At 63.4% G+C, this 23,096-nt stretch carries 20 protein-coding genes; 10 read left to right on the forward strand and 10 right to left on the reverse strand.

The features are described 5' to 3' along the window. Positions 1 to 71: 71 nt before the first annotated feature. From ccsB to FAZ21_RS14390, 3 genes are all read right to left on the reverse strand, one after another. Complete coding sequence (ccsB, locus tag FAZ21_RS14380; protein ID WP_169307413.1) at positions 72 to 1,400, reverse strand: c-type cytochrome biogenesis protein CcsB; 1,329 nt, start codon at positions 1,398 to 1,400, stop codon at positions 72 to 74. Beyond that, a complete protein-coding gene (locus FAZ21_RS14385; RefSeq protein WP_136774140.1) occupies positions 1,360 to 3,417 on the reverse strand; it encodes a cytochrome c biogenesis protein ResB in 2,058 nt (685 codons plus the stop codon). The genes ccsB and FAZ21_RS14385 overlap by 41 nt, the downstream gene beginning before the upstream one ends. Before the next feature lie 205 nt (positions 3,418 to 3,622). Next, the gene (locus FAZ21_RS14390; RefSeq protein WP_136774141.1) at positions 3,623 to 4,234 is read right to left on the reverse strand and encodes a c-type cytochrome; all 612 of its coding nucleotides are present in this window, start codon (positions 4,232 to 4,234) and stop codon (positions 3,623 to 3,625) included. A 104-nt stretch (positions 4,235 to 4,338) separates the two neighbouring features. Here FAZ21_RS14390 and yihA point away from each other — a divergent pair, with 104 nt between their 5' ends. After that, the gene (yihA, locus tag FAZ21_RS14395; protein ID WP_136774142.1) at positions 4,339 to 4,953 is read left to right on the forward strand and encodes a ribosome biogenesis GTP-binding protein YihA/YsxC; all 615 of its coding nucleotides are present in this window, start codon (positions 4,339 to 4,341) and stop codon (positions 4,951 to 4,953) included. 264 nt (positions 4,954 to 5,217) lie between these two features. Here the strand turns inward: yihA and metF are convergent, their stop codons facing one another. The 3 genes from metF to FAZ21_RS14410 form a co-directional block, all read right to left on the reverse strand. Beyond that, a complete protein-coding gene (metF, locus tag FAZ21_RS14400) occupies positions 5,218 to 6,048 on the reverse strand; it encodes a methylenetetrahydrofolate reductase [NAD(P)H] (RefSeq protein WP_136774143.1) in 831 nt (276 codons plus the stop codon). Between the two features lie 105 nt (positions 6,049 to 6,153). Continuing rightward, positions 6,154 to 6,855, reverse strand: coding sequence for an LrgB family protein (locus FAZ21_RS14405; protein ID WP_136774144.1), 702 nt, complete (start codon positions 6,853 to 6,855; stop codon positions 6,154 to 6,156). Further along, positions 6,852 to 7,268 (reverse strand): CidA/LrgA family protein, encoded by a 417-nt coding sequence (locus FAZ21_RS14410; protein WP_136774145.1) that lies wholly within the window; start codon positions 7,266 to 7,268, stop codon positions 6,852 to 6,854. Before FAZ21_RS14410 ends, FAZ21_RS14405 begins: the two co-directional genes overlap by 4 nt. Before the next feature lie 97 nt (positions 7,269 to 7,365). On the opposite strand from FAZ21_RS14410, the gene FAZ21_RS14415 reads away from it, so the two are divergent. After that, positions 7,366 to 8,238: a LysR family transcriptional regulator gene (locus tag FAZ21_RS14415; RefSeq protein ID WP_211243471.1), complete on the forward strand. Its 873-nt coding sequence runs from the start codon at positions 7,366 to 7,368 to the stop codon at positions 8,236 to 8,238. Between the two features lie 186 nt (positions 8,239 to 8,424). Here the strand turns inward: FAZ21_RS14415 and FAZ21_RS14420 are convergent, their stop codons facing one another. Continuing rightward, positions 8,425 to 9,588: an iron-containing alcohol dehydrogenase gene (locus FAZ21_RS14420; protein WP_136774146.1), complete on the reverse strand. Its 1,164-nt coding sequence runs from the start codon at positions 9,586 to 9,588 to the stop codon at positions 8,425 to 8,427. A gap of 541 nt (positions 9,589 to 10,129) precedes the next feature. On the opposite strand from FAZ21_RS14420, the gene agaR reads away from it, so the two are divergent. The 8 genes from agaR (at position 10,130) to nagA (ending at position 17,521) form a co-directional block, all read left to right on the forward strand. Continuing rightward, entirely contained in the window at positions 10,130 to 10,900 is a 771-nt protein-coding gene (gene agaR / locus FAZ21_RS14425; protein WP_136774147.1) for a transcriptional repressor AgaR, read from the forward strand. Between the two features lie 17 nt (positions 10,901 to 10,917). Beyond that, positions 10,918 to 12,225, forward strand: a complete 1,308-nt coding sequence (locus FAZ21_RS14430; RefSeq protein WP_136774148.1) for a D-tagatose-bisphosphate aldolase, class II, non-catalytic subunit — start codon at positions 10,918 to 10,920, stop codon at positions 12,223 to 12,225. Next, complete coding sequence (locus tag FAZ21_RS14435) at positions 12,222 to 13,391, forward strand: SIS domain-containing protein (protein ID WP_246038667.1); 1,170 nt, start codon at positions 12,222 to 12,224, stop codon at positions 13,389 to 13,391. The genes FAZ21_RS14430 and FAZ21_RS14435 overlap by 4 nt, the downstream gene beginning before the upstream one ends. Positions 13,392 to 13,483: 92 nt before the next feature. After that, a complete protein-coding gene (gene agaV, locus FAZ21_RS14440; RefSeq protein ID WP_136774149.1) occupies positions 13,484 to 13,957 on the forward strand; it encodes a PTS N-acetylgalactosamine transporter subunit IIB in 474 nt (157 codons plus the stop codon). A gap of 19 nt (positions 13,958 to 13,976) precedes the next feature. Beyond that, on the forward strand, positions 13,977 to 14,750 hold the full coding sequence (gene agaW, locus FAZ21_RS14445) for a PTS N-acetylgalactosamine transporter subunit IIC (RefSeq protein ID WP_136774150.1): 774 nt from the start codon (positions 13,977 to 13,979) through the stop codon (positions 14,748 to 14,750). Beyond that, on the forward strand, positions 14,740 to 15,633 hold the full coding sequence (locus FAZ21_RS14450) for a PTS system mannose/fructose/sorbose family transporter subunit IID (RefSeq protein WP_136774151.1): 894 nt from the start codon (positions 14,740 to 14,742) through the stop codon (positions 15,631 to 15,633). The genes agaW and FAZ21_RS14450 overlap by 11 nt, the downstream gene beginning before the upstream one ends. A gap of 190 nt (positions 15,634 to 15,823) precedes the next feature. Then, positions 15,824 to 16,255, forward strand: a complete 432-nt coding sequence (gene agaF / locus FAZ21_RS14455) for a PTS galactosamine/N-acetylgalactosamine transporter subunit IIA (protein WP_136774152.1) — start codon at positions 15,824 to 15,826, stop codon at positions 16,253 to 16,255. A gap of 96 nt (positions 16,256 to 16,351) precedes the next feature. Beyond that, on the forward strand, positions 16,352 to 17,521 hold the full coding sequence (gene nagA, locus FAZ21_RS14460) for an N-acetylglucosamine-6-phosphate deacetylase (protein WP_136774153.1): 1,170 nt from the start codon (positions 16,352 to 16,354) through the stop codon (positions 17,519 to 17,521). Between the two features lie 230 nt (positions 17,522 to 17,751). Here the strand turns inward: nagA and gyrB are convergent, their stop codons facing one another. The 3 genes from gyrB to dnaA form a co-directional block, all read right to left on the reverse strand. Next, positions 17,752 to 20,184, reverse strand: coding sequence for a DNA topoisomerase (ATP-hydrolyzing) subunit B (gene gyrB / locus FAZ21_RS14465; RefSeq protein ID WP_136774154.1), 2,433 nt, complete (start codon positions 20,182 to 20,184; stop codon positions 17,752 to 17,754). 74 nt (positions 20,185 to 20,258) lie between these two features. Continuing rightward, positions 20,259 to 21,365, reverse strand: a complete 1,107-nt coding sequence (gene dnaN / locus FAZ21_RS14470; RefSeq protein ID WP_136774155.1) for a DNA polymerase III subunit beta — start codon at positions 21,363 to 21,365, stop codon at positions 20,259 to 20,261. Between the two features lie 103 nt (positions 21,366 to 21,468). Then, positions 21,469 to 22,881, reverse strand: a complete 1,413-nt coding sequence (dnaA, locus tag FAZ21_RS14475) for a chromosomal replication initiator protein DnaA (RefSeq protein WP_136774156.1) — start codon at positions 22,879 to 22,881, stop codon at positions 21,469 to 21,471. Positions 22,882 to 23,096: the final 215 nt, after the last annotated feature.

Below are 23,096 nucleotides of genomic sequence, written 5' to 3' on the forward strand. Positions count from 1 at the left end.
GCGTTTCACCTGCATGCTCGCCGATAAACGGTAGATTCGGGTGGCATGAGAGCTATTGCTGCGATGCGATCTTAAAGGTTTCCGTAAGAGTGTAGTCCGGAAAGGAACATGTTGACCCCGATGAACGCGAAGGTGGTGACCAGTAGTCCGACCACCGACCACCACGACAGCACCTCGCCACGCCAGCCCTTCACCAGCCGCACATGCAGCCAGGCGGCATAGTTCAGCCAGACGATCAGCGCCCAGGTTTCCTTCGGGTCCCAGCTCCAGTAGCCGCCCCAGGCTTCCGCTGCCCACAGCGCGCCCAGAATGGTGGCGATGGTGAAGAACAGGAAGCCGACGGCGATGGCCTTGTAGGCCACTTCATCCAGCGTGGCGGGGCGGGGCAGATAACTGGCCAGGGCGCCGCGGTTGAGCGCCAGCAGGATCATGCCGCCGGCGGACCAGACGAACAGCGTCACCAGCCCTACGCCCGAGCCCAGGTCCGGAAACCATTCCGCAGCCTTGAGGAAGAACAGCGTACCAGCGGCCACCAGCAGTGCCGCCACGGGATAGAGGGCCAGCTTGCGCGAGCGGGATGCCGGAATCGTCGCAGGCACTGCCAGCAGCCATGCCACGCCCAGCATCGCGGCCAGGGCAAAGGCCCCGTAGCCGACGAAGTTGGCGGGGACGTGAATCTTCATCCACCACGATTGCAATGCCGGGATCAGCGGCTGGATTTCGTGCGCCTGCCGGTCGAGGCTGTACCACAGGATGAAGCCGACGGCGGCGCTGATCACCAGCAGCACGAACGCACCCATGGTGCGTGCCTGGAACCGTGCTTCGTAATAGAGATACATCAGCGCCGTGATCAGGCAGAACAGCACGAAGACTTCATACAGGTTCGAGACGGGGATATGGCCCACATCCGCGCCGACCAGGTAGCTCTCGTACCAGCGCACCAGCTTGGACACGAGCGCGGCGCCCGCCGCCGCCCAGGTCAGCCCGGATGCGATCGACAGCGCGGTGCCCGAGCGCCGCAGCAGGCCCAGCCAGTACAGTGCGGTGGCCAGGAAGAACAGCACGCACATCCACATTACGGCCGACTGGCTCGATAGCAGGTAGCGCAGCCCGAACACGGTGGCGCCACGTTCGAGATCGCCCTGATACAGTGCGATGCCGCCCAGCGCCACCAGCCCGCAGGCCGGCAGGAACCAGCGCATCGCCGGCCAGAACCAGCCGAACCAGATCAGCCCGGCGATCGATGCCAGCAGGATGCCCTGCTCGTAGACATCCATGAACTCGCGATAGCGCGACAGTGCAAACAGCCCCGTCGCCGCGATCAGCGTGGCGAATATGAAGTCGAACGGGGTTTTCCGGCTAAGTGCGTGCATCGGGGGAGTCCTCGGTGGTGCCGCCATGGGGCAGCAGCAGCGTGCGGTAGCGATCGAACGCCTGGTCCAGCTCGCTGTCGTGTCGGTTGGCCGCCATGGCCAGCAGGGTGCGGCCATTGGCGCTGCGCAGCCAGATTCGTTCTTCGCGCAGATAGAACATGCAATAGATGCCGATTACCAGCAGCAGGCAGCCCAGGTAGACGATGGTCTGGCCGGGCGCGCGCGCGAGCTGGAAGCCGCTGGCCTGTACCTCCTCGAAGCCGGTGGGCTGAAGGTAAACCGGCGCGCCATATTCGAACATCGCGCTGGCGGCCACCAGGCTGTCCATCAGGAAGCGATAGTGCTCGGCATCCATGGTGATGGCAGGCTGCCCTGCGCGTTCCTGCGCCACTTCAAGCGCATCGATGGCCGCGCCTTGCAGAATCTTCAGGTAGGTCTGCGCCACGGTGGCGCGCTGCGCCTCCGGCACCTTGGCCTGGAGGAAGCGATCGAGCGCCGGAAAACCTCCGTTGCCGAACTGGGTCAGCACGCTTTCCGTGACTTCCTGGAACTGCTCGCGCTTGGTGGCCGAGAAGCCGCCGCTCTGGAACGCCTTCTGCGTGGTGCGGCGCGCGATCTCGGGGTACAGGCTGGCGTCGAGCAGCGTGGCGCGCAGGTGCATGAAGGTGACCGGCGTGACCGCGTCGTCCAGCGGGATGCGCACATAGGCAAAGGGTGCCGACACCTCGCGGCGCATGCCGGACAGCAGGTAGAGCGCATTGTCGGCGGAGAAGGGCGCCAGATAGTTGAGGTATTCCACTGCTTGCCCGGCGGCGTCGCGCAGCTTGAACTGCACCGACGGCCCCAGGTTACGCAGATTGTGGTCGGCCTTGACCGACTGCGCATCCGCCAGCGCCTGCTCGAAACGGTTGACGGCGACGGTGGAGGTCTCGGCTTCGGTGCGCCCCATGTTCTCGATATTGAATACGCGCAGATCGCCCAGCTCCAGCGTGTATTCGTTGCCGCCCGCCGTGAGCGCCTGGCTGGCCTGCGAGCGCGCCTGCAACGGCTGTGGCTGCGCCGCCCCGCCCAGGTCCCACCGGGCGAACGTCAACGGCGAACCGCCGTCGCCGAAGCTGGACTGGTAAATGGCGATACCGTCGTACACCAGCGGTTTGTTGACTTCGACCGTGGCGCTTTTCAATACCGCGCCACTGTTGCGGTCCAGCACATCCACCTCCGAGGCGAAACGCTTGGGCTGGCCAGTGCTGTAATGCTCGACATGGAACTGCTTCAGACGCAGCGCGAAGGGCAGGTCCTGCACGAAGTAGCCTTGGCCGGCATTCAGGAAGATCACGTCAGCGGTGCCGCCTTCCGGGATGGTGACGTTGCCGCGAAAGGCCGGATTATCGGTGCCGAGCCGACTTTGCGGCGGAACCTGGCTTTGCGGCACATCGCGCAGCTCCGGGGTCTTGCTGCCCGTCAGTTCGCGTAACTTGAGTGGCAGGTTGCCGTCGAGCAGGCCGCCGATACAGATCACCACGATGGCCGCGTGGGCAAAGAAATACCCCAGGCGCTGGCCGATGCCTTTCTTGGCGGCGTACAGGCGGACCCCATCGGCCTCGCGAACGCGAAAGCGGAACCCGGCCCGGGTCAGCCCGGCTTCCACGGCATCGCGCGCGGGTTCGCCATCCATTTCGACGTGGTGCGACATCAGGCGCAGCGAATTGTGGCTGGCGTGTTCGCGGAAGCTGCGGATATCGCGCAGCATCCCGGGCAGGTGGCGCCAGATGCAGAGCGACACTGACAGCACCAGGAACACCAGGATCAGCAGAAACCACGCGGCGTGATACACATCGAACAGGCCCAGCGGCTCGAAGAAACTGAACCAGAAGTCACCGAACTCGATGCGATAATTGACGTAAGGTTCGTTCTGCTTGAGAACGGTGCCGATCACCGAGGCGATGGCCAGCACGGAAAGCAGGCCGATGGCGAAGCGCATGGACGACAGCAGGTCGAACAATGCGCGGCCAAAGGAAAGGTGTCGGAGGCGTTTCTCGGTCATACCAATTGAAGAACCTGTCTATGGTCTTTTCGTGGCGGCGGTTGGCGCTGCCAGGCGTTGCCGCCTCTTGGTGCGGGGATGGCCGGATTGGTTCCGGCCCGCGTGGAAACGGTGGCCGGGCGACACTGCGACACCGGGATATCCAAGGACAACGGCCGGCATAAGCCGGCCGCTGTTCTGCCATCGACCCCGCATGGGGCGGCGCTCAGTTCAGCGCCTGGATGTACTCGGCGACAGCCTTGATTTCCTGGTCGGACAACCGCGCGGCCACCTGGGTCATCACCGAGTTGTTGCCGCGCTCGCCAGAGCGGAACGCCTTGAGCTGGGCTTCGGTATACGCCGCGTGCTGGCCGGACATACGCGGATATTGCGCGGGAATGCCGGCGCCGTTGGGGCTGTGGCAGGCCATACAGGCGGGCACGGCCTTGGCGGCGATGCCACCGCGATACACTTTCTTGCCGGCGTCGATCAATGCCTTGTCCGACGCGCCCTTGGCCTTCGGCGCCTGCGACGAATAATAGGCGGCCACGTTCTGCATGTCGGCGGCCGACAACGGCGACGCCATGCCCAGCATCACCGGGTTCTTGCGGATCTGGGTCTTGAATTCGTTCAATTGCTTGACGATGTATTCCGGATGCTGGGCCGCGAGGTTGGGGTTGGCGGAGGCAACGCTGTTGCCGTCCACGCCGTGACAGGCCGCACAGACCTGATCGACGATCTGTTTACCCTTGGCAGGGTCGCCCTTGCCGGCCGCGAAGGCGGTCGGGTTCATCATCACCAGCGCTGCAAGCGTTGCGACCAAAGGCGCACTGCGCATATTTTTGCTCCCTCTTGCGATGCTTTATTCAGGCCCGGCTGAAAGCGGGCCAGTGATCAAATCCTGTTATTCTATACGAAGACTTTTTACCCCACCACACACCCATGTCCCTGTTCCGCGGCCTTACGTTTTTGACCACCGTCAATGATCTTCGCTCTTTACCGCAAGAAGGTCTGGAGGTTGCTTTCGCCGGACGTTCCAATGCCGGAAAGTCCAGTGCCATCAATACGTTGGCAGATCACACCCGCCTGGCGTTCGTCTCCAAGACGCCGGGGCGCACCCAGCACATCAATTATTTCGATTTCGGCAACGAACGCCGCCTGGTCGATCTGCCCGGCTACGGTTACGCCGAAGTGCCCGCATCGGTACGCGCGCACTGGGAGAAGTTGCTGGGACAGTATCTTGTCAGTCGCGCCAACCTGATCGGGCTGGTCCTGATCATGGATTCGCGCCGCCCGCTCACCGAGCTGGACCGGCGCATGCTCGACTGGTTTCGCACCACCGGCAAGCCGGTGCACTGCCTGCTCACCAAGTCGGACAAGCTCAGCCGCCAGGAACAGACCAAGATCCTGCGCGCGGTGGAGAAGGAGTTCGAAGACGATTCGCTGATCACCGTGCAGCTTTTTTCAAGTTTGAAGAAGCAGGGCATGGAGATTACCGAGCAGATTGTTGGCGGCTGGTTTTCAGCCGCCGAATACGAATCGACAGGCGGTGAATAGCTCGGCTTGAACTTTCTTAAGCGATTCCTATCTTAAGAGTCAGGTGCGCCCCTGCACCTCCCGCTTTTCCTCCCTGAGCGGGTGCCTCGGCAGCGTGCCGGGGCTGTTATACCCCGGTCATTCTCCCCTTGGACCGGGGTTTCTTTTTTTGGTGATTACCGTTGGTGATCTGTGCGGCCCGGCACCGGACCATACGGAAAGAAAAAAAGCGCCATGTCGATGGCGCTTTTTTTCTTTCTGGTCAGGGTACGGCGAGGTACGCGTTCAGAACCCCAGGCGCTGGCACACGGTGCTGACCGCGCCGGCGGCGTTCAGCGTATAGAAGTGCAGGCCCGGGGCTCCCCCCGCCAGCAACTTGTCCGAAAGTTCGGTCACCACATCCAGGCCATAGGCGCGGATCGCGGCGCTATCGTCGCCGAACGAAGCCAGCCGCAAGCGCAGCCAGCGAGGGATTTCGGCGCCGCACATTTCCGAAAAGCGCGAGAGCTGGGTGAAATTCTGGATCGGCATGATGCCGGGATAGATCGGGATCGTCACCCCACGGCCACGCACTTCGTCGACGAAGCGGAAATACGCATCGGCGTTGAAGAAGTACTGCGTGATTGCCGCATTAGCGCCGGCATTCACCTTGGTCACGAAGTTGCGCAGATCGGCCTCGGCCGACGGCGCCTGCGGATGGTATTCCGGATAAGCCGCGGCCTCGATGTGGAACCAGTTGCCGTGCTCGGCGCGGATGAACGAGATCAGCTCGCTGGCATAGCGGAATTCGCCCACGTCCACCATGCCGGATGGGATATCGCCACGCAACGCGACCAGCCGGCGAATGCCGTTGGCGCGGTAATCGGTCAGCAATGCGGCCACGGCTTCGCGCGTGGAGCCGATGCACGACAGGTGCGGTGCGGCGGCGAAGCCTTCCTGCTGGATTTCCAGCACGGCGCTACGGGTGCCGTCCTGCGTGGTGCCGCCTGCGCCAAAGGTCACCGAGAAGAATTCGGGTTTGAACTGCGCTAGCTGGCGGCGGGTGTTGCGCAGTTTTTCTACGCCTTCGGGCGTCTTGGGCGGAAAGAATTCGAAGCTGATGGGCGGGCGGGTCATGATGTCGGGCTGGCAAAAACGAGGCCCGATCTTACCATTGCACCCGCCACCCCTGCTCTCGAGCGTTTCATCGTGCGATGAGCCCCGATCACTTCGTCGCTGGCGTCAGCCCAGCCAGCCCGCCAGCAGCGGCGCCACCAGCACCAGCGTGATACCGGCCAGTGTCATCGTCAGGCTGGCGACCACGCCTTCCTCTTCCCCCAGTTCGCGTGCCTTGGCGGTGCCCGCGCCGTGGCTGGCGGCGCCCAGCATCGCACCGCGCGCCATGCGCGATCGCATCGGCAACACGCGCAACACCAGCTCGCCGGTCATCATGCCGAACACGCCGGTGACCACTACGAACAGCGAGGTCAGCTCCCGCGAGCCACCGAAGGCGTCGGTTGCGGTAACGGCAAAAGGCGTTGAAACCGAGCGCGGCAGCAGGCTGTGCGCCAGCTCCGGCGGCAGGTGGAACGCGCGGGCGAGCAGCCAGGACGACCCCACGCCCAGCACCACGCCGGCAACGACTCCGGCGGCGATGGTGACCGGATTGCGCCGGATCACCGCGCGCTGATCGTGGATCGGGATCGCGAATGCCACCGTGGTCGGGCCGAGCATCCACATCAGCCAGCGCGCATCGGCCATGTAGACCGGGTAGGGGATGCCGGTCGCGAGCACGATCCCCACCAACACCACCGGCGCGAACAGCAGCGGGGCGAACCAGATTGCGCGGTGCCGCGCATACAGCCATCTAGCGCAGGCATAGACCGCCACGGTCAGCAGCAGGCAGGCGGCGGCAAGCCATTGATTCATGCCGATGTCGTTCATGCCAGCGACTCCCGGCGACGGCGGGCGATACCCCGGATACGGCGGCGATGTTCCCAGCGGAACACGCGATCCACCACCAGTGCGGTGCCGGCCATCACGCAGAGCGTGCCCAGCCCGATCACCGCCAGCAGCTTCAGCCCTTCGCTGCGAAACAGTGCCTGGAACTGCACCACCGCCACCACGGGCGGGATGAAGAACAGCAGCATCTCCGCCATCAGCCACTCCGCACCGCGCCGCAGCCGGTTGGCATCGAGCCAGCCCAGCAGCAGCAACGCCAGCAATGCCGCCAGCGCCAGCACCCCGCCGGGCACCGGCGAACCGACCGCGCGCGCCAAGGCGTCCGCGCCCAACCAGAACGCGGCCAGCAGGCAGACCTGAAACAGAGTGGGAACGAAACGGATGGCGCGGGACATGGTGGTGGCTCTCTCGGAACAACCCACAGTGTATGGCGCGCCATTCATAACAAAGATGAATTATCGTGATGAAATCCATGCTGTTCTGGAATTGAATATGGAACTAAAAACCTTGCGTGCTTTGGTCGAAGTGGCTCGTACCGGTAGCTTCACCCTGGCCGCCGAACGCCTGTTCGTTACCCAGCCGACCGTGAGCAAGCTGGTGCGGCAACTGGAGGAGGAACTTGGCCAGACGCTGTTACGCCGCGCCGGTCGCCATGCCAGCCCCACCGACGCGGGCCGGCTGGTGCTGGCGCACGGCGAAACGCTGTTGGCGCAGGCGGCACAGATGGTGGCCGAGCTGTCGGAACTGGACGGGCTGGTGCGGGGCGAGCTACGCATCGGCATTCCGCCGCTGGGCGGACGGGTGTTCGTTACCATGCTGGGCGAGTTCCGCCGACGCCATCCGGGCATCGAACTCAAGCTGTTCGAAGATGGCGCCAAGGCCATCGAGGCGGCATTGCTGGCGGGCGAGCTGGAGCTGGGAGGGCTGTTGCAGCCCATCGACCATGCGCGCTTCGACTGCGCGCCGCTGGCGGCGGATCAACTGGTGCTGGTGGCACCGGCGTGGTCGGCCTGGGGCCAGCGCGACACGGTACGGCTGGCCGAACTGGCGGACGAGCCATTCATCCTGTTCGCGCCGGGCTTCGCACTCAACGACCGGATCTTCGACGCCTGCCGCAGTCTGGGCTTCACTCCCGACGTGGTGGGGCGCAGCGGCCAGCTCGGGCTGATCCTGGCGATGGTGCGCGGCGGCATCGGCGTAGCGTTGCTGCCACGCAGCGAAGTGGCGCTCGCTGGCCGCGATGGCCTGGCCGTTTGCGAGTTGGGCGACATCGTCATCCCATGGGAAATCGTTCTCGGCTGGCCGCGAGAAGGCTACCTCAGCCACGCCGCACGGGCTTGGCTGGCGATGATGGGGGAGGGGTGAGCGCGAGGCGGGAGTGAAACCCCAGGTCCTGAGCCAAAGAGGGCACAGAGAAAACCACGAGGCGAGTTAGGGTCTGAGGGCCGAACAATGTCACGGCCCCGCCAGCATTCCCAACTACCAAAAGGTTGTCCTCAGTGAAACCTCTGTGTTCTGTACCCCCTGTGGTTCAAGGTTCAGGGTTGGACTTCACCCCGCGGCCAGCACAATCGCGCGGCAGTCGGCCGGGGTGATGTCGCCGTGTTCGCCCAGTTTCAGCCGCTGATGGCGGATCAGCTGCGCTTCGACGCCGGCGGCTGCCGCTGCCACATCGTCGATGCCGTAGCCCGACAACCGCGTGGGCAGGCCGGCCGATTCGAAAAAGCGGCGCGTTGCTTCGATGGCCGCATTCGCCACCTCGTCGTCGTCGCCGTTCAGTTGCCACACGCGGCGGCCGTATTGCGCCAGCTTGGCGCGCTTGGCGTCGAACTTGTAGCGCAGCAGGCTGGGCAGGGCGATGGCCAGCGTCTGCGCGTGATCCAGGCCGTATAGCACGGTCAGCTCGTGGCCGATGGCGTGCGAGGCCCAATCCAGCGGCTGGCCCAGCGGCACCAGCCCGAACATCGCCTGGTTGGCGGCCCACATCAGGTTGGCCTGCGCGTCGTAGTCCCCCTGGTTCTGGCGCAGCAGCGGCGCCACTTCCACCAACGTGGACAGGATGCCCTCGGCCAGCCGGTCCTGCACCCGCGCTTCGGCCGGGTAGGTCAGGTACTGCTCGGTGGTGTGGACGAATGCATCCACCAGCCCATTGCCCAGTTGTCGTGCCGGCAACGAATCGATCACCGTCGGGTCCAGCACGCTGAAGCGTGGGTAGACGGCGGCGTTCTTGAATGACAGCTTGTCCTGGGTTTCACGGCGGGTGATCACGCCGGTGAAGTTGGCTTCCGAGCCTGTGGCCGGCAGCGTCAGCACACAGCCGATGGGCAGCGCGGCGTGCAGGGGCGTCTTGTTGCCGACGATCAGCCACGGATCGACGGCAGGGTCCAGTGCCAGCGCGGCGGCAATGAACTTGCTGCCATCCAGTACCGAGCCACCGCCCACACCCAGCACCCAGTCCACGCCATTTTCCTTGCCCAGCGCCACTGCGCGCATCAGCGTGTCGAACTCCGGGTTGGCCTCGATGCCCGCGAACTCCACCACGGTGCGTTGGCCCAGAGCCGCCATCACCTGCGCGTGGACGCCGTTGCGCTTGATGCTGCCGCCGCCATACACCAGCAGTACCCGGGCGTCCTTGCCGATCTCGCTGTCGAGCTGGGCGATCTGGCCCCGGCCGAAGTGCAGACGGGTGGGGTTATGGAAACTGAAGTTCTTCATGGAACGAATCCTCACGGCAATGCGATGTGACGTGCCGCCGGCCTTTGTCAGCCACCGGTGGCGCCAGAATTTTCGCCTAGTCTATTGGCTTTTTTTCTGAACTGCTCGCGACACGGTAAAAATTGCCATTTGTCGGGAAAGATCGAAAGAAAAATTGCTTTCGACTTTTCATTCTATTTTCGTTTTTCCCGGTTTCGATCCAATGCGTTTTGCCTTTTTCATTTGTAGTTTTATTTCATTTTCATTGGAGCGAGCTAAGTGATTTCCCTTGTTTAAGTCTGTTGTTTTAAAAAATATTCATATAAAACAAAGCATTGGTTTGCATTGAACTAAACAAATTCATTGGTAGTTTTACAAGATTTTCATTGCGCCGCACGTTGTCGATCGCTGAAAAACTCGCAAGAAACCTGGTTTTGAAGTCGAAAGTTACATCGTTGACCTTCTTTTGTTTCGGCCCCTACAGTGGCGTCACCACTTTACGCCACAGCCTGTCCGAATTGATCCGGCTTGCTTGTGGTTGACTAATTGATCGGGTGCCGCCATGGATCGCGTTCAGCAAAGACGTAATCGAATCGTGCAATGCCTGCGGGATCAGGAAAGCTGCAATGTGGGCGATCTGGCCAAGGCGCTGGATGTCTCTACAGTCACGATACGCGGCGACCTCGACTTCCTGGAGCAAAGCGGCTGTATCAGCCGCTCCTACGGCAAGGCCGTGCTCAGTTCGCACTTCGCTTTCGAACTGGAGTTCCGCGAGAAGGAAAAGGTTCGTAGCGAAGCCAAGCAGTTGATCGGCCGTGCTGCCGCGCAACTGGTGAACGATGGCGACGCACTGATCATCGATTCCGGCTCCACCGTCGGCTTCGTGCCTCGCTATGTCGATGCGCACAAACGCTGCACGCTGATGACCAACGCGCTCAACCTCGCCAACGAGCTGGTGGGCGATGTGCGCTTTGAACTGATGATGACCGGCGGCACGATGCGTGCCGATTCGTACTCGCTGTGCGGCCCCATCGCCGAACAGGCGGTGCGCCTGCATCACTTCGACACGCTGTTCATCGGCGCGGACGGCATCGACCTCAAGGCCGGCGTCACCACCACCAACGAACAGGATGCGCAGCTCAACCGGGCGATGCTCGAAGTCGCCGACAAGGTGGTGCTGCTGGCCGATTCCACCAAGTTCGGCCGCCGCGGCTTCTGCGTGATCTGTTCCCTGCCCCAGGTGCACACCCTCATCACCGACCGGGGCATTTCCGACGAATACCGACGAGCGCTGACGCTATCCGGCGTCAACGTCATCGTGGCCGACGAATAAACCAAGGAGTCCTCGTCATGAGCCTGTTGCTCGACATCATCCGTCATCACAAAGCCGGCCATGCCTCCGGCATCTATTCCGTGTGTTCGGCGCACCCGCTGGTGCTGGAGGCCGCCATGCGCCAGGGTCTAGAGGACGACAGCCCGGTGCTGATCGAAGCCACGTCCAACCAAGTGAACCAGTTTGGCGGCTACACCGGCATGCGTCCGGCGGATTTCCGCGACTTCGTGCTCGATCTGGCGCAAAAGATCGGCTTCGATCCCGAGCGCCTGATCCTGGGCGGCGACCACCTGGGTCCCAATGTCTGGAAAAAGGCGCCCGCCGCCGAAGCGATGAAGCTGGCCGGTGACATGGTGCGCGAATACGTACAGGCCGGGTTCCGCAAGATCCACCTGGATTGCTCGATGTCGTGCGCAGGTGACCCGGTGCCATTGTCCGATGCCGTGGTTGCCGAGCGCGCCGCGCAGTTGTGCGGTATCTGCGAAGCCACCTGGCGCGAGGTCGGCGGCGACGCGCCGGTCTATGTAATCGGCACCGAAGTGCCGGTGCCGGGCGGCGCCAACGAAGAGTTGGGCGAACTGGAGGTTACCTCGCCGCAGGCCGCGGGCCAGACCTTGCAGGTGCATCGCGACGTATTCGCCGCCGCCGGGCTGGCGGATGCCTTCGAGCGCGCCATCGCCATGGTGGTGCAGCCGGGGGTCGAGTTCGACCATCACAAGGTGGTGGCATACCAGCCGGCCAAGGCCGCCGCACTCAGCGCATTCATCGTCGGCGAGCCGCTGGTGTACGAAGCGCATTCCACCGACTACCAGAGCGAAACCGCGCTGACCGAACTGGTGCGCGACCACTTCGCCATCCTCAAGGTGGGCCCGGGCCTGACCTTCGCCATGCGCGAAGCGCTGTATGCGCTGGACCAGATCGAGCGCGAGACCATCGGCGAATTCGGCGCCTCGCACCTCAAGGACACCATTACCCAGGTGATGCAGGAAGAACCCGACTACTGGCTGCCGTACTACAGCCAGCCCGGACACCAGCAATACCTGGATCGCAACTACAGCTTTTCCGACCGCATCCGCTACTACTGGCCGCACCCCAAGGTGGTGGCCGCGCAGCAGACGCTGTTCGCCAACTTGGCGCGCCAGCCGCTGCTGATGACCCTGGTCAGCCAGTACCTGCCCGAACAGGCGCGCAAGGTGGCCGAAGCCCGGCTGCCCGCCAGCGCGGAAGCGCTGGTGATCGACAAGGTGATGGAAGTGACGCGCAGCTATGCCCGTGCCTGCGGCATGGCGCGGATCGAAGCCGCCAGGGAACGGAGGGTCGCATGATGCGCTACCTCGACCGCACCGCCGACTGGCTGGCCGAACACGGCGCCACCCACACCGCGCGCGAAATTGCCCAGCAGCCCCGCCTGTGGCGGGAGCTGATCGCCCAACTGGGCGCGCAGGAGCCGGACTGGCGGCCCTGGCTGAACAAAGTGCTGAAGACGCCCAACCTGCGCATCGTGCTGAGCGGCGCCGGTACCTCCGCCTTCGCCGGTCGCACGTTGGCGCCATTGCTGCGCGAACGCACCGGGCGCCGCATCGAAGCCATCGCCACCACCGATATCGTCGCCGACCCGCTGGCCTGGCTGGACCCGCGCCTGCCGACGCTGCTGGTGTCGTTCGCCCGATCCGGCAACAGCCCGGAAAGCGTGGCGGCGGTGGAACTGGCCGACCAGTTGCTGCCTGACTGCCATCACCTGGTGCTGACCTGCAACCCGGATGGCGCGCTGGCGCAGCGGGCGCGTACCGGAGAACGCACCTACGCGGTGCTGATGCCCGATGGCGCCAACGACCAGAGCTTCGCCATGACCTCCAGCTTCAGTTGCATGTATCTCGCGGCGCTGACGTTGCTGGGTGGCCACGCGCTGAGCGATGTGCGCAACCACGTGGAGGAGGTTGCCAGGCTGTGCGAGGCGCGGCTGCGCCAATGGCCGCGCCTGGCGCGTGACCTGGCCGATCGTGGCCTGCGCCGCGTGGTCTACCTGGGCAGCAGCGGCCTGGCCGGGCTGGCGGAGGAAGCGGCGCTCAAGCTGCTGGAACTGAGCGCCGGCCGCATCGCCACGCGCTTCGATTCACCGCTGGGCGTGCGCCACGGCCCCAAGTTCATGATCGATTGCGACACCTGCGTGGTGATGTTCATGTCGTCGCAGCCCTATGTGCGCCGCTACGACGACGACTTCCACACCGAGCTGTGCCGCGATGACATTGCCCGCCGGGTGATCGCGCTGGGGCCGGACGGGGACGAAACCCTGGCGGTGCCGCTGCCCGACGCCGAAGACGCCTGGCTGGCGCTGCCATACCTGCTGTTCGCCCAGTTATTCGCCTTCGAATGCTCGCTGGCGCAGGGCCTCACCCCTGACAACCCGTGCCCGACCGGCGAAGTGAATCGCGTGGTGCAGGGCGTGACCATCCACCCCTGGCGTGGGCCGAAGGCCTGCGTGAATGGATAAAGGCTTGCCCCGGCCGCGCCTTGCCGGAGCGAGTTTCTTGTTGCCTGTTACAGCCGCTACAGCCCACCACGCGCTGAGCGAGGGAGAACGTCATGCCGAACATTCTTTTGACCCGCATCGACAACCGCCTGGTGCATGGCCAGGTGGGCGTCACCTGGACCGGCAGTCTGGGCGCCAACCTGATCCTGGTCGCCAACGACGACGTCGCGGGCGACCCGGTGCAGCAGAACCTGATGGACATGGTGGTGGCCGAGGGCGTGCAGACGCGCTACTTCAGCCTCGCCAAGACCATCGACGTGATCCACAAGGCCGCTGACCGCCAACGCATCCTGATCGTCTGCAAGACGCCGCAGGACGTGCTGGCGCTGGTGCGGGGCGGCGTACCGATCAAGTTTGTCAACGTCGGCAACATGCACTTCGCCGAAGGCAAACGCCAGATCCACAAAACGGTGTCGGTGGACGACGCCGATGTGGCGACGTTCCGCGAGTTGGCCTCGCTGGGCGTCACTTGCGAGATTCGCCGTGTTCCCGACGAGGCCGGCGAACTCGTTTCCAAGCTGATCTGACCTGGGAGGGGTAACAAAAATGTTAGTCGACGCGCTATTTATCGCGCTGCTGGCGGGTTTGGCGGGGGTGGACCTGTTCGATGGGTTGACCCACTTCCACCGCCCGGTGGTGCTCGGCCCGCTGGTGGGGCTGATTCTGGGAGACGTATACACCGGCCTGCTGGTCGGCGGCACGCTGGAACTGGTGTGGATGGGCATGGTGCCCCTGGCGGGCGCGCAGCCCCCCAACGTGGTGATTGGCAGCGTGATCGGCACCGCGTTCGCCATCTTGACCAAAGCCGATCCCAAGGTGGCGGTGGGGGTGGCGGTGCCGTTCTCCATCGCCGTGCAAGGCTGCATCACCATCCTGTTCACGGTGTTCTCACCGATGATGCACAGGTGCGACAAGATGGTGAAACAGGGCAACTGGCGCGGCGTCGAACTTGTCAACTACCTGGGCATGGGCATCCTGTTCTGCTTCTACTTCATCGTCGCCTTCCTGCCGATCTATTTCGGTGCCGACGCAGCGGGCGCCATGGTCAAGGCTGCGCCGCAATGGGTGCTGGATGGCCTGTCGGTCGCCGGCGGCATGATGCCCGCCATCGGCTTCGCCCTGCTGATGAAGATCATGCTCAACAAGAACTACGTCGCCTATTTCATCTTGGGTTTCGTCGCCGTCACCTACCTCAAGCTGCCGATCCTGGCGATCGCGCTGGGCGCACTGGCGATCGCGATGATCGACTTTTTCAACGGTAACCGCGCGCAACCGCAGCCGGCCGCCACCCGCGATGCGGAGGTGCAAGATGGCATTTAACGACTCCGATGCGGCCCTGGCCGCCAAGGCCGAGCAACGCATGGCACAGGCGCTGGCCACCAGCACCGTCGAGCGTGACGACTACGTGGATACCCAGCCGGGCGAACCGCTCACCAACCGCGACATCAACCGCATGGCGGTGCGCTCACTGGCGTTGCAGGCCTCGTTCAATTACGAACGGATGCAGGCCGGGGGCTGGCTGTACACGCTGATTCCGGCGCTGCGCAAAATCCACAAGAATCCGGAAGACCTGTCGAATTCGATGAAGATGCACCTCGAATTCATCAACGTGCACCCGTTCGACGTCACCTTCCTCTCCGGCCTGGTACTGGCGATGGAGCAGAACAAGGAGAAGATATCCACCATCCGCGCGGTGAAAGTGGCGCTGATGGGGCCGCTGGGCGGTATCGGCGACGCCATGTTCTGGCTGACCTGGTTGCCGATCTGTGCGGGCATCGGTGCTTCGCTGGCGCTGGAAGGCAGCCTGTTTGGCCCGATCGTGTTCCTGCTGCTGTTCAACGCCCTACACTTCGGCCTGCGCTTCGGCCTGGCGCATTACGGCTATCGTGCGGGGCTGGGCGCGATCAGCGCGCTCAAGAGCAGCACCAAGAAAATCTCGCACGCCGCATCCATCGTCGGCATGACCGTGATTGGCGCGCTGGTGGCGTCCTACGTGCGGCTGAGCACCCCGCTGGAAATCCACGCCGGCCAGGCCACGATCGCCTTGCAGGAAGGCGTGCTCGACAAACTGATGCCCAACCTGCTGCCCCTGGCGTTCACGCTGATCGTCTACGGCCTGATGAAGAAAGGCTACTCACCGGTAAAGCTGATCGGCCTGACCGTGTTGATCGGCCTGGTGGGCAAGTTCTTCGGGCTGCTGTGATCGCTCCAAACCCCGCACCTTGAACCACAGAGGACGCAGAGAGCACGGAGAACCCCATAAGCATCGGATCGGCGTTCCACACGTTGCTTGCCGGCTTTCTCCGTGCTCTCTCTGCGTCCTCTGTGGTTCAAGGATTGGGTTTCCCGGATTCGAATGAATGCGGCGCAAGGTCGCCGCAACGGAGTACAACATGATTTCCCTGATTCTCACCGGCCATGGCCGCATTGCCAGTGGCATTCACGAAGCCATCGTCCAGGTATTCGGCCCGCAGAATGCACTGCATGTGGTCGATTTTCCCGAGGGCGTGACCACGGCGGAACTGGAACGGGAACTGAGCGAAGCGCTCGAACAGTGCGATGGCGATGTGGTGTTCTTCACCGATCTGCTGGGCGGTTCGCCGTTCCGGCTGGCCTCCACCTTGGCCACCGAGCGTAGCGGCACCGAGGTGATCGCCGGGATGAACCTGGCGATGTTCGCCGAGATGCTGTTCGAGCGTGACAGCGTGGCCGACGCCGCCGAATTCCGCGCGCGCGCCGCCGAGGCCGGCCGTGCCGGCGTCACCAGTCTGGCCGAGCGGATGGCGCGCAGCCGTCAGCGGGCGGAAGCCACCGACGGCCTTTGAGCACCCGTGCTCATATGGCTGGCAAATTGCCGGCAATCAACCGAGTCGGCCTCGCCCCGCGCGGGGGCCGCGCATCATAGGGAAGGAGTACGGACCATGACGGTCGAACTATCGGCCTCTGCCAACGGCAGGGGACAACGCCTCCGGGCCGCGCGGGTATTGACCACGCAAGGCTGGCTGGAAGGCGGCGTGGTGCATCTCGATGCCGTGGGGCGTATTGCCGCGGTGACGGGGGGCGCGTTCGACCGCGACCTGGGCGAACACTGGCTGCTGCCCGCGCTGGTGGACAGCCACGTACACGGCGCTGTCGGCTGCGACGTGATGGATGCTACCCACGAAGCGCTGGACAGGATGTCCGCCCACTTCGCGCAATACGGCGTCGGTGCCTTCGCCCCGACCACCGTCACCGCGCCGGTGCCCGCCATCGAGGCCGCCATCGCCCAGGTGCGCGACAGCCGGCGCCACGGCGTGAGTGGCGCCGAGATCGTCGGCACTTACCTGGAGGGCCCGTACTTCACCGCCAAATGCTGCGGCGCCCACCCGGTGCCGCTGATGCGCCCCATCGACCTGGACGAAATCGCGCGCTGGCACGCGCTGGCCGACGGCACGCTCAACACCGTTGCCCTGGCCGCCGAGCTGCCTGGTGCCGATGCCGCCATCGCCTGGCTGCGTGCCCACGGTGTGCGGGTACTGATCGGGCATTCCGACGCCAGCTACGACGAAACCGTGGCCGCCATGCTGGCCGGTGCGCGCGGCGTGGTGCACTGCTACAACGGCATGCGCGGGTTGCATCATCGCGACCCTGGCGTGGTCGGCGCCGGCTTTACCCGGCCCGAAGCCGATGTCGAACTGATCGCCGATGGCCATCACGTCCACCACGCCGCCGCACAGATTGCACTGACCTGTGCTGGCGAGGAACGCCTGATCCTGATCACCGACGCCATGCGCGCCACTGGCATGCCCGATGGCCCCTACCGCCTGGGCGAACTGACAGTGCAGATGCACGCCGGCGTGGTCCGCACCGAGGCCGGCGGCCTGGCCGGCAGTACCCTGCACCTGATCGACGCGGTGAAACACGCCATGCGCTGGTTCGGCCTGCCCCTGGAACGTGCCTGGCCCCTCGCCAGCCGCAACCCCGCCCGCGCCCTGCGCCGGCCGGACCTGGGCGGCATCGCGCCAGGGCAGACAGCCAGCCTGGTGGCGGTGACGCCGGACCTGACAGTGAAAGGGACCTGGGTAAAGGGAAGGGTGGTGTTCGAGGCTTAGGGCAAACGATATCGCCCAACCCGGTTGCGCGTAGCTTGCCGGCCTCGAGGGCGGGCAAAACCTCGGGCTTCGGTGACTGCGATCCTATTTAGCAGAATTCGTGCGAGTCGCTCGACAATAAAGAAATGGCTATGAAAAAAGCTCCGGAAGGAGCTTTTTTCATTACCACCGACACCAATTTTTCATTTATTTGGCACAGTTTTCACTTTTCATGCCACCCGACAACAACATTAAACATCGATATTCCGCGCCACCAGCGCATTCTGCTCGATGAAGTGCCGGCGCGGTTCCACTTGGTCGCCCATCAGCGTGGTGAAGATTTCGTCGGCGGTCACGGCGTCGTCGATGGTGACCTTCAGCAGGCGACGCACGCTGGCGTCCATGGTGGTTTCCCAGAGCTGCTCGGCGTTCATCTCGCCCAGGCCTTTGTAGCGCTGGATGGTGATGTTGCGGCGCACTTCGTTCAACAACCAGTTCAGCGCCTGGCTGAAGGTGGTGACCGGCATGATGTTGTCGCCACGGCGAACCTTGGCGTCGGGGCCGAGCAGGCCGGAGAGCATGTCGGCGGTCTTGCGCAGTTGCAGGTAGTCGCCGCTGCGCAGGAAGTCGTCGTCGATGTACTGCACCGCAACCACGCCGTGCTGACGGCGTTCGATCTTCATCGCGCAGCGCTCGCCATGCTCGTCGCTCGTGATTTCGAAGCGATAGATCGGGTTGCTGATGATCTGCTCCAGCATGTCGGCACTGGCCTTGGCCTCTTCCGGCGTATCCAGGCTGAGCGGACCGCTGGCCAGGATGGCGTTGAGGATGGCGGGGTCGAGAAAGCGGCTTTCGCGTTCCATCACCGCTTCGACGATGAAGTACTGGCGTGCCAGCGCTTCCAGTGCGTCGCCAGCAATGCCGGGGCGGCCTTCGCCGGGCAGCAGTTCGGCGTTGTTCAGGGCAGCGCGCAGCAGGTATTGCTTCATCTCCTGATCGTCTTTCAGGTAGGTCTCGCTCTTGCCGTGCTTGATCTTGTACAGCGGTGGCTGGGCGATGTAGATGTAGCCGCGCTCCACCAGTTCGGGCAACTGGCGGTAGAAGAAGGTCAGCAGCAGGGTGCGGATGTGACTGCCGTCCACGTCCGCGTCGGTCATGATGATGATGCGGTGGTAGCGCAGCTTGTCGATGTTGAAGTCGTCTTTGCCGATGCCACAGCCCAGCGCGGTGATCAGGGTGGTGATCTGTTCGCTGCTGATCAGTTTGTCGAAGCGTGCGCGCTCCACGTTCAGCACCTTGCCGCGCAGCGGCAGGATGGCCTGGAACTTGCGTTCGCGGCCTTGCTTGGCGGTGCCGCCGGCGGAGTCGCCCTCCACCAGGTAAAGTTCGGACAGCGCGGGGTCTTTTTCCTGGCAGTCAGCCAGTTTGCCGGGCAGACCCAGGCCGTCCAGCACGCCTTTGCGGCGGGTGATTTCACGCGCTTTGCGCGCGGCTTCGCGCGCGCGGGCGGCTTCGACGATCTTGCCGCAGATGATCTTGGCGTCGGTGGGGTTTTCCAGCATGAACTCGGCCAGCGCGGCGCTGATCACTTCGTTCACCACCGGGCCGATTTCGCTGGAGACCAATTTGTCCTTGGTCTGGCTGCTGAATTTGGGATCGGGCAGCTTTACGCTCAACACGCAGGTCAGGCCTTCGCGCATGTCGTCGCCGCTGGTTTCCACCTTGGCTTTCTTGGCGAACTCGCCTTGTTCGATGTACTGGTTCAGCGTGCGGGTCATCACCTGGCGCAAGGCGGTCAGGTGGCTGCCGCCATCACGCTGGGGGATGTTGTTGGTGAAGCACTGTACCGATTCCTGATAGGAGTCGTTCCACTGCATCGCCACTTCGGCGGTCATGCCGTCCTTCTCGCCGATGGCGTAGAAGATATGCGGATGCAGCACGCTCTTGCTGCGGTTCATGTATTCGACAAAGCCGCGCACGCCGCCGGAATAGGAGAAGTTCTCTTCCTTGCCGGTCACGCGGTCGATCAGTTCGATGCTGACGCCGTTGTTGAGGAACGACAGCTCGCGGATGCGCTTGGCCAGGATTTCGAAGTGGAACTCCACGTGGCCGAAGGTTTCGATGCTGGCGAGAAAATGCACTTCGGTACCGCGCTTTTCGGTGGGACCCACCACTTTCAGCGGCTCGACTCGCTCGCCTTGGCGGAACTCCATTTCATGCACTTTGCCGTCGCGGCGGATGGTCAGGCGCAGCCAGTCGGACAGCGCGTTCACCACCGAGACGCCCACGCCGTGCAGGCCGCCCGATACCTTGTAGCTGTTCTGGTCGAACTTGCCGCCAGCGTGCAGTTCGGTCATGACGATTTCGGCGGCGGAGCGCTTGAACTCGTCATCTTCCTTGATCGCGGTGGGAATGCCACGGCCGTTGTCTTCCACGCTTACCGACTGGTCGGGGTGGATGATCACGCGGATCTTGTCGCAATGGCCGGCCAGCGCTTCGTCGATGGCGTTGTCCAGCACTTCGAACACCATGTGGTGCAGGCCGGTGCCGTCCTGCGTATCGCCGATATACATGCCGGGGCGCTTGCGCACCGCTTCCAGGCCTTTGAGGATGCGGATGCTGTCGGCGCCGTATTCCTTGCTGGGTTCTGCGGGTTGCGGAATGTGATCGTGGTTTTCGCTCATGGGTACTTTTTTCAGCCTGCATGAAAGACAAAAGGCCGGGGATCGGCCCCGACCTTGCGGCGCGTGGGGCTCGCCTAGATACGCATCGGCATGACGATGTACTTGAAGTGCTCGTTGTCGGCGATGGTCACCAGTACCGACGAGTTGACGTCACCGAAGGTGAAGTTCAACTGTTCGACCGACAGGTTGGTCAGCACGTCCAGCAAGTACTGGATGTTGAAGCCGATATCCAGCGGCGCACCGGTGTAGTCCACTTCCACTTCTTCCTGCGCTTCTTCCTGTTCGTTGTTGTTGCACAGGATCTTGAGCACGCCATCGGTCAGCACCAGGCGCACGCCGCGGAATTTTTCGTTGGAAAGGATGGCTGCACGTTGCAGCGCGGCCAGCAGCAGCGGGCGCTCGATGGTGAGCAGCTTGTCGTTGTTCTGCGGGATGACGCGGTTGTAGTCGGGGAACTTGCCGTCCACCACCTTGGAGTGGATCACCACGTTGCCGAAGCTGAACTTCACCTGGTTGCCGGCGATGTCGATGGTGACTTCGTCATCCACTTCCTGGAGCAGTTTGTACAGTTCCAGGATGGTCTTGCGCGGCAGGATCACTTCGTTCTTGTCGAAGCTGGTTTCCAGTTCGGCCGACGCGTACGCCAGGCGGTGGCCATCGGTGGCCACCAGCTTGAGGTGGTTGCCTTCGGTGACAAGGAACAGGCCGTTCAGGTAGTAACGGATGTCCTGGTGCGCCATGGCGTACTGCACGCGGCCGAGCAGTGCCTTGAGCTGGCCCTGTGGCATGCGCACGGTGGCGCGCAGGTTGGTGTCCACCGACAGCGTGGGGAAGTCGGCCGAGGGCAGCGTTTGCAGCACGAAGCGGCTCTTGCCGGCTTTCACCGTCAGGCGCGATTCGTTTTCTTCGAACGTCACCACCGATTTGTCGGGGATGGCGCGCAGGATATCGGAGAGCTTCTTGGCGGAGACGGTCAGCGCGAAGTCGTTGCCGGAAAACCCCTCGACCTGGGTGCTGGCGATCTGGATTTCCAGGTCGGTGCCGGTAAAGGCCAGCATGTCCCCGGTTTTCTGGATCAGGACGTTCGACAGGATGGGCAGCGTGTGCCGACGTTCAACGATGCCGGTCACAGTTGCCAGCGGTTTCAGAAGCGCATCGCGTTCGGCTTGCAAGAGTTGCATCGTGATGAATCCGCAAAGAAGTTAAACAGAGGGATGTTACCCGATTCGGGCCATGCTTTCGACTCGCACTCCGGCGCTGCCGGGGGCGATCCCGCGCGGCGGGTCAGCTACGCAGCATTTGCAGCAGCACGCCGTACTGGTGGGCTAGTTCGGTATCGTTCTGTCGCAGGTCTTCGATGGTGCGACAGGCGTGCAGGACGGTGGTGTGATCGCGTCCGCCGAAGGCTTCGCCCACGGCGGGCAGGCTCATCTGGGTGAGTTCCTTGGTCAGCGCCATGGCGATCTGGCGCGGACGGGCGATGTCGCGGGTGCGCTTCTTGGAGTGCATGTCCGCAACCTTGATCTTGTAGTAGTCGGCCACCGTCTTCTGGATATTCTCGACCGAGATCTGCCGGTTGCCGGCAGCCAGGATGTCGCGCAGCGCTTCCTTGGCGGCTTCCAGCGTCAGCGGCTGGTTGGTGAAGCGGGCGTAGGCCAGCACGCGCTTGAGCGCACCTTCCAGTTCGCGCACGTTGGAGCGGATGTTCTTGGCAACGAAGAACGCCACGGTGGAATCGAGCTTGAAGTTCTCGCGCTCTGCCTTTTTCATCAGGATCGCCACGCGCATTTCCAGTTCGGGTGGCTCGATTGCCACCGTCAGCCCCCAGGAGAAACGACTGGTCAGACGTTCCTGCAAACCATCGATTTCCTTGGGGTAGCGATCCGAGGTGATGATGATTTGCTTGTGCGCTTCGACCAGGGCATTGAAGGCGTAAAAGAATTCTTCCTGTGTCTTGTCCTTGCCGACAAAGAACTGGATGTCGTCGATCAGCAGCAGGTCCAGCGAATGGTAGTAACGCTTGAATTCGTCGAACGCCTTGTGCTGGTAGGCCTTGACCACGTCCGCAACATATTTTTCGGCGTGGATGTAGCGGATCTTGGTCTGCGGCTTGCGCTGGTGCACCAGGTTGCCGATCGCCTGGATCAAGTGGGTCTTGCCCAGGCCGACGCCGCCGTAGACGAACAGTGGGTTGTAGCTGACGCCGGGGTTCTCGGCCACCTGTTCGGCGGCGGCGCGCGCCAGTTGGTTGGCCTTGCCGGTAACCAGTGTTTCGAACGTGAAATTGGGGTTGAGGCGCGTGGTTTCGTGGTTGGCCGCGGCGGCGGCCAGCGCCGGCCGGGCCGCTGCTGCGGCGCTCGGGGCGAAGCTCTGGATCGTCTGGATGGCGGGGCGCGCGGCCGGGGTGGCTGGCGCGGCAGGTTGCGGTGCTGGCGGGGCCTTGCGCGCGGCGCTGCCTACTTTCAGTTCGATGCTCGGGGCTTCACCGTCGAAGAAGGTGCTGGCGGCTTCTTCGATCAGGCCCATGTAACGATCACGGATGAATTGCAGGAAAATCTGGTTGGGGACGATCAGGCTCAGCGCGTCGCCGTTGGCCTCGGCGACCAGGGGCCGGATCCAGATGCGGAACTGGTCCGCGCCCAGACGCTCTTCGAGCGTTGCCAGGCAGTGCGACCAACAGTTTTCCAGTACGGACATGGCTTGGGTTTCTTCGGCGGTGCCACCCCGACAGGGAATAAAAGGCCGGCCATCGGCAGGCTGCGCTGCGGGATGGGGGCGGATTGTCGGCGGGGTGTGGTGGGGGTAAGAGGGGGATTCTAATCGCTCGGGACAAAGTTATCCACAAGCACGGCCGGTCGTTGCGCTTGCGCACTGGTTGACATTGACTTCTTTTGATTGTGTAATTAACGGTT

Source organism: Chitiniphilus eburneus, from assembly GCF_005048205.1.
GTDB lineage: Bacteria > Pseudomonadota > Gammaproteobacteria > Burkholderiales > Chitinibacteraceae > Chitiniphilus > Chitiniphilus eburneus.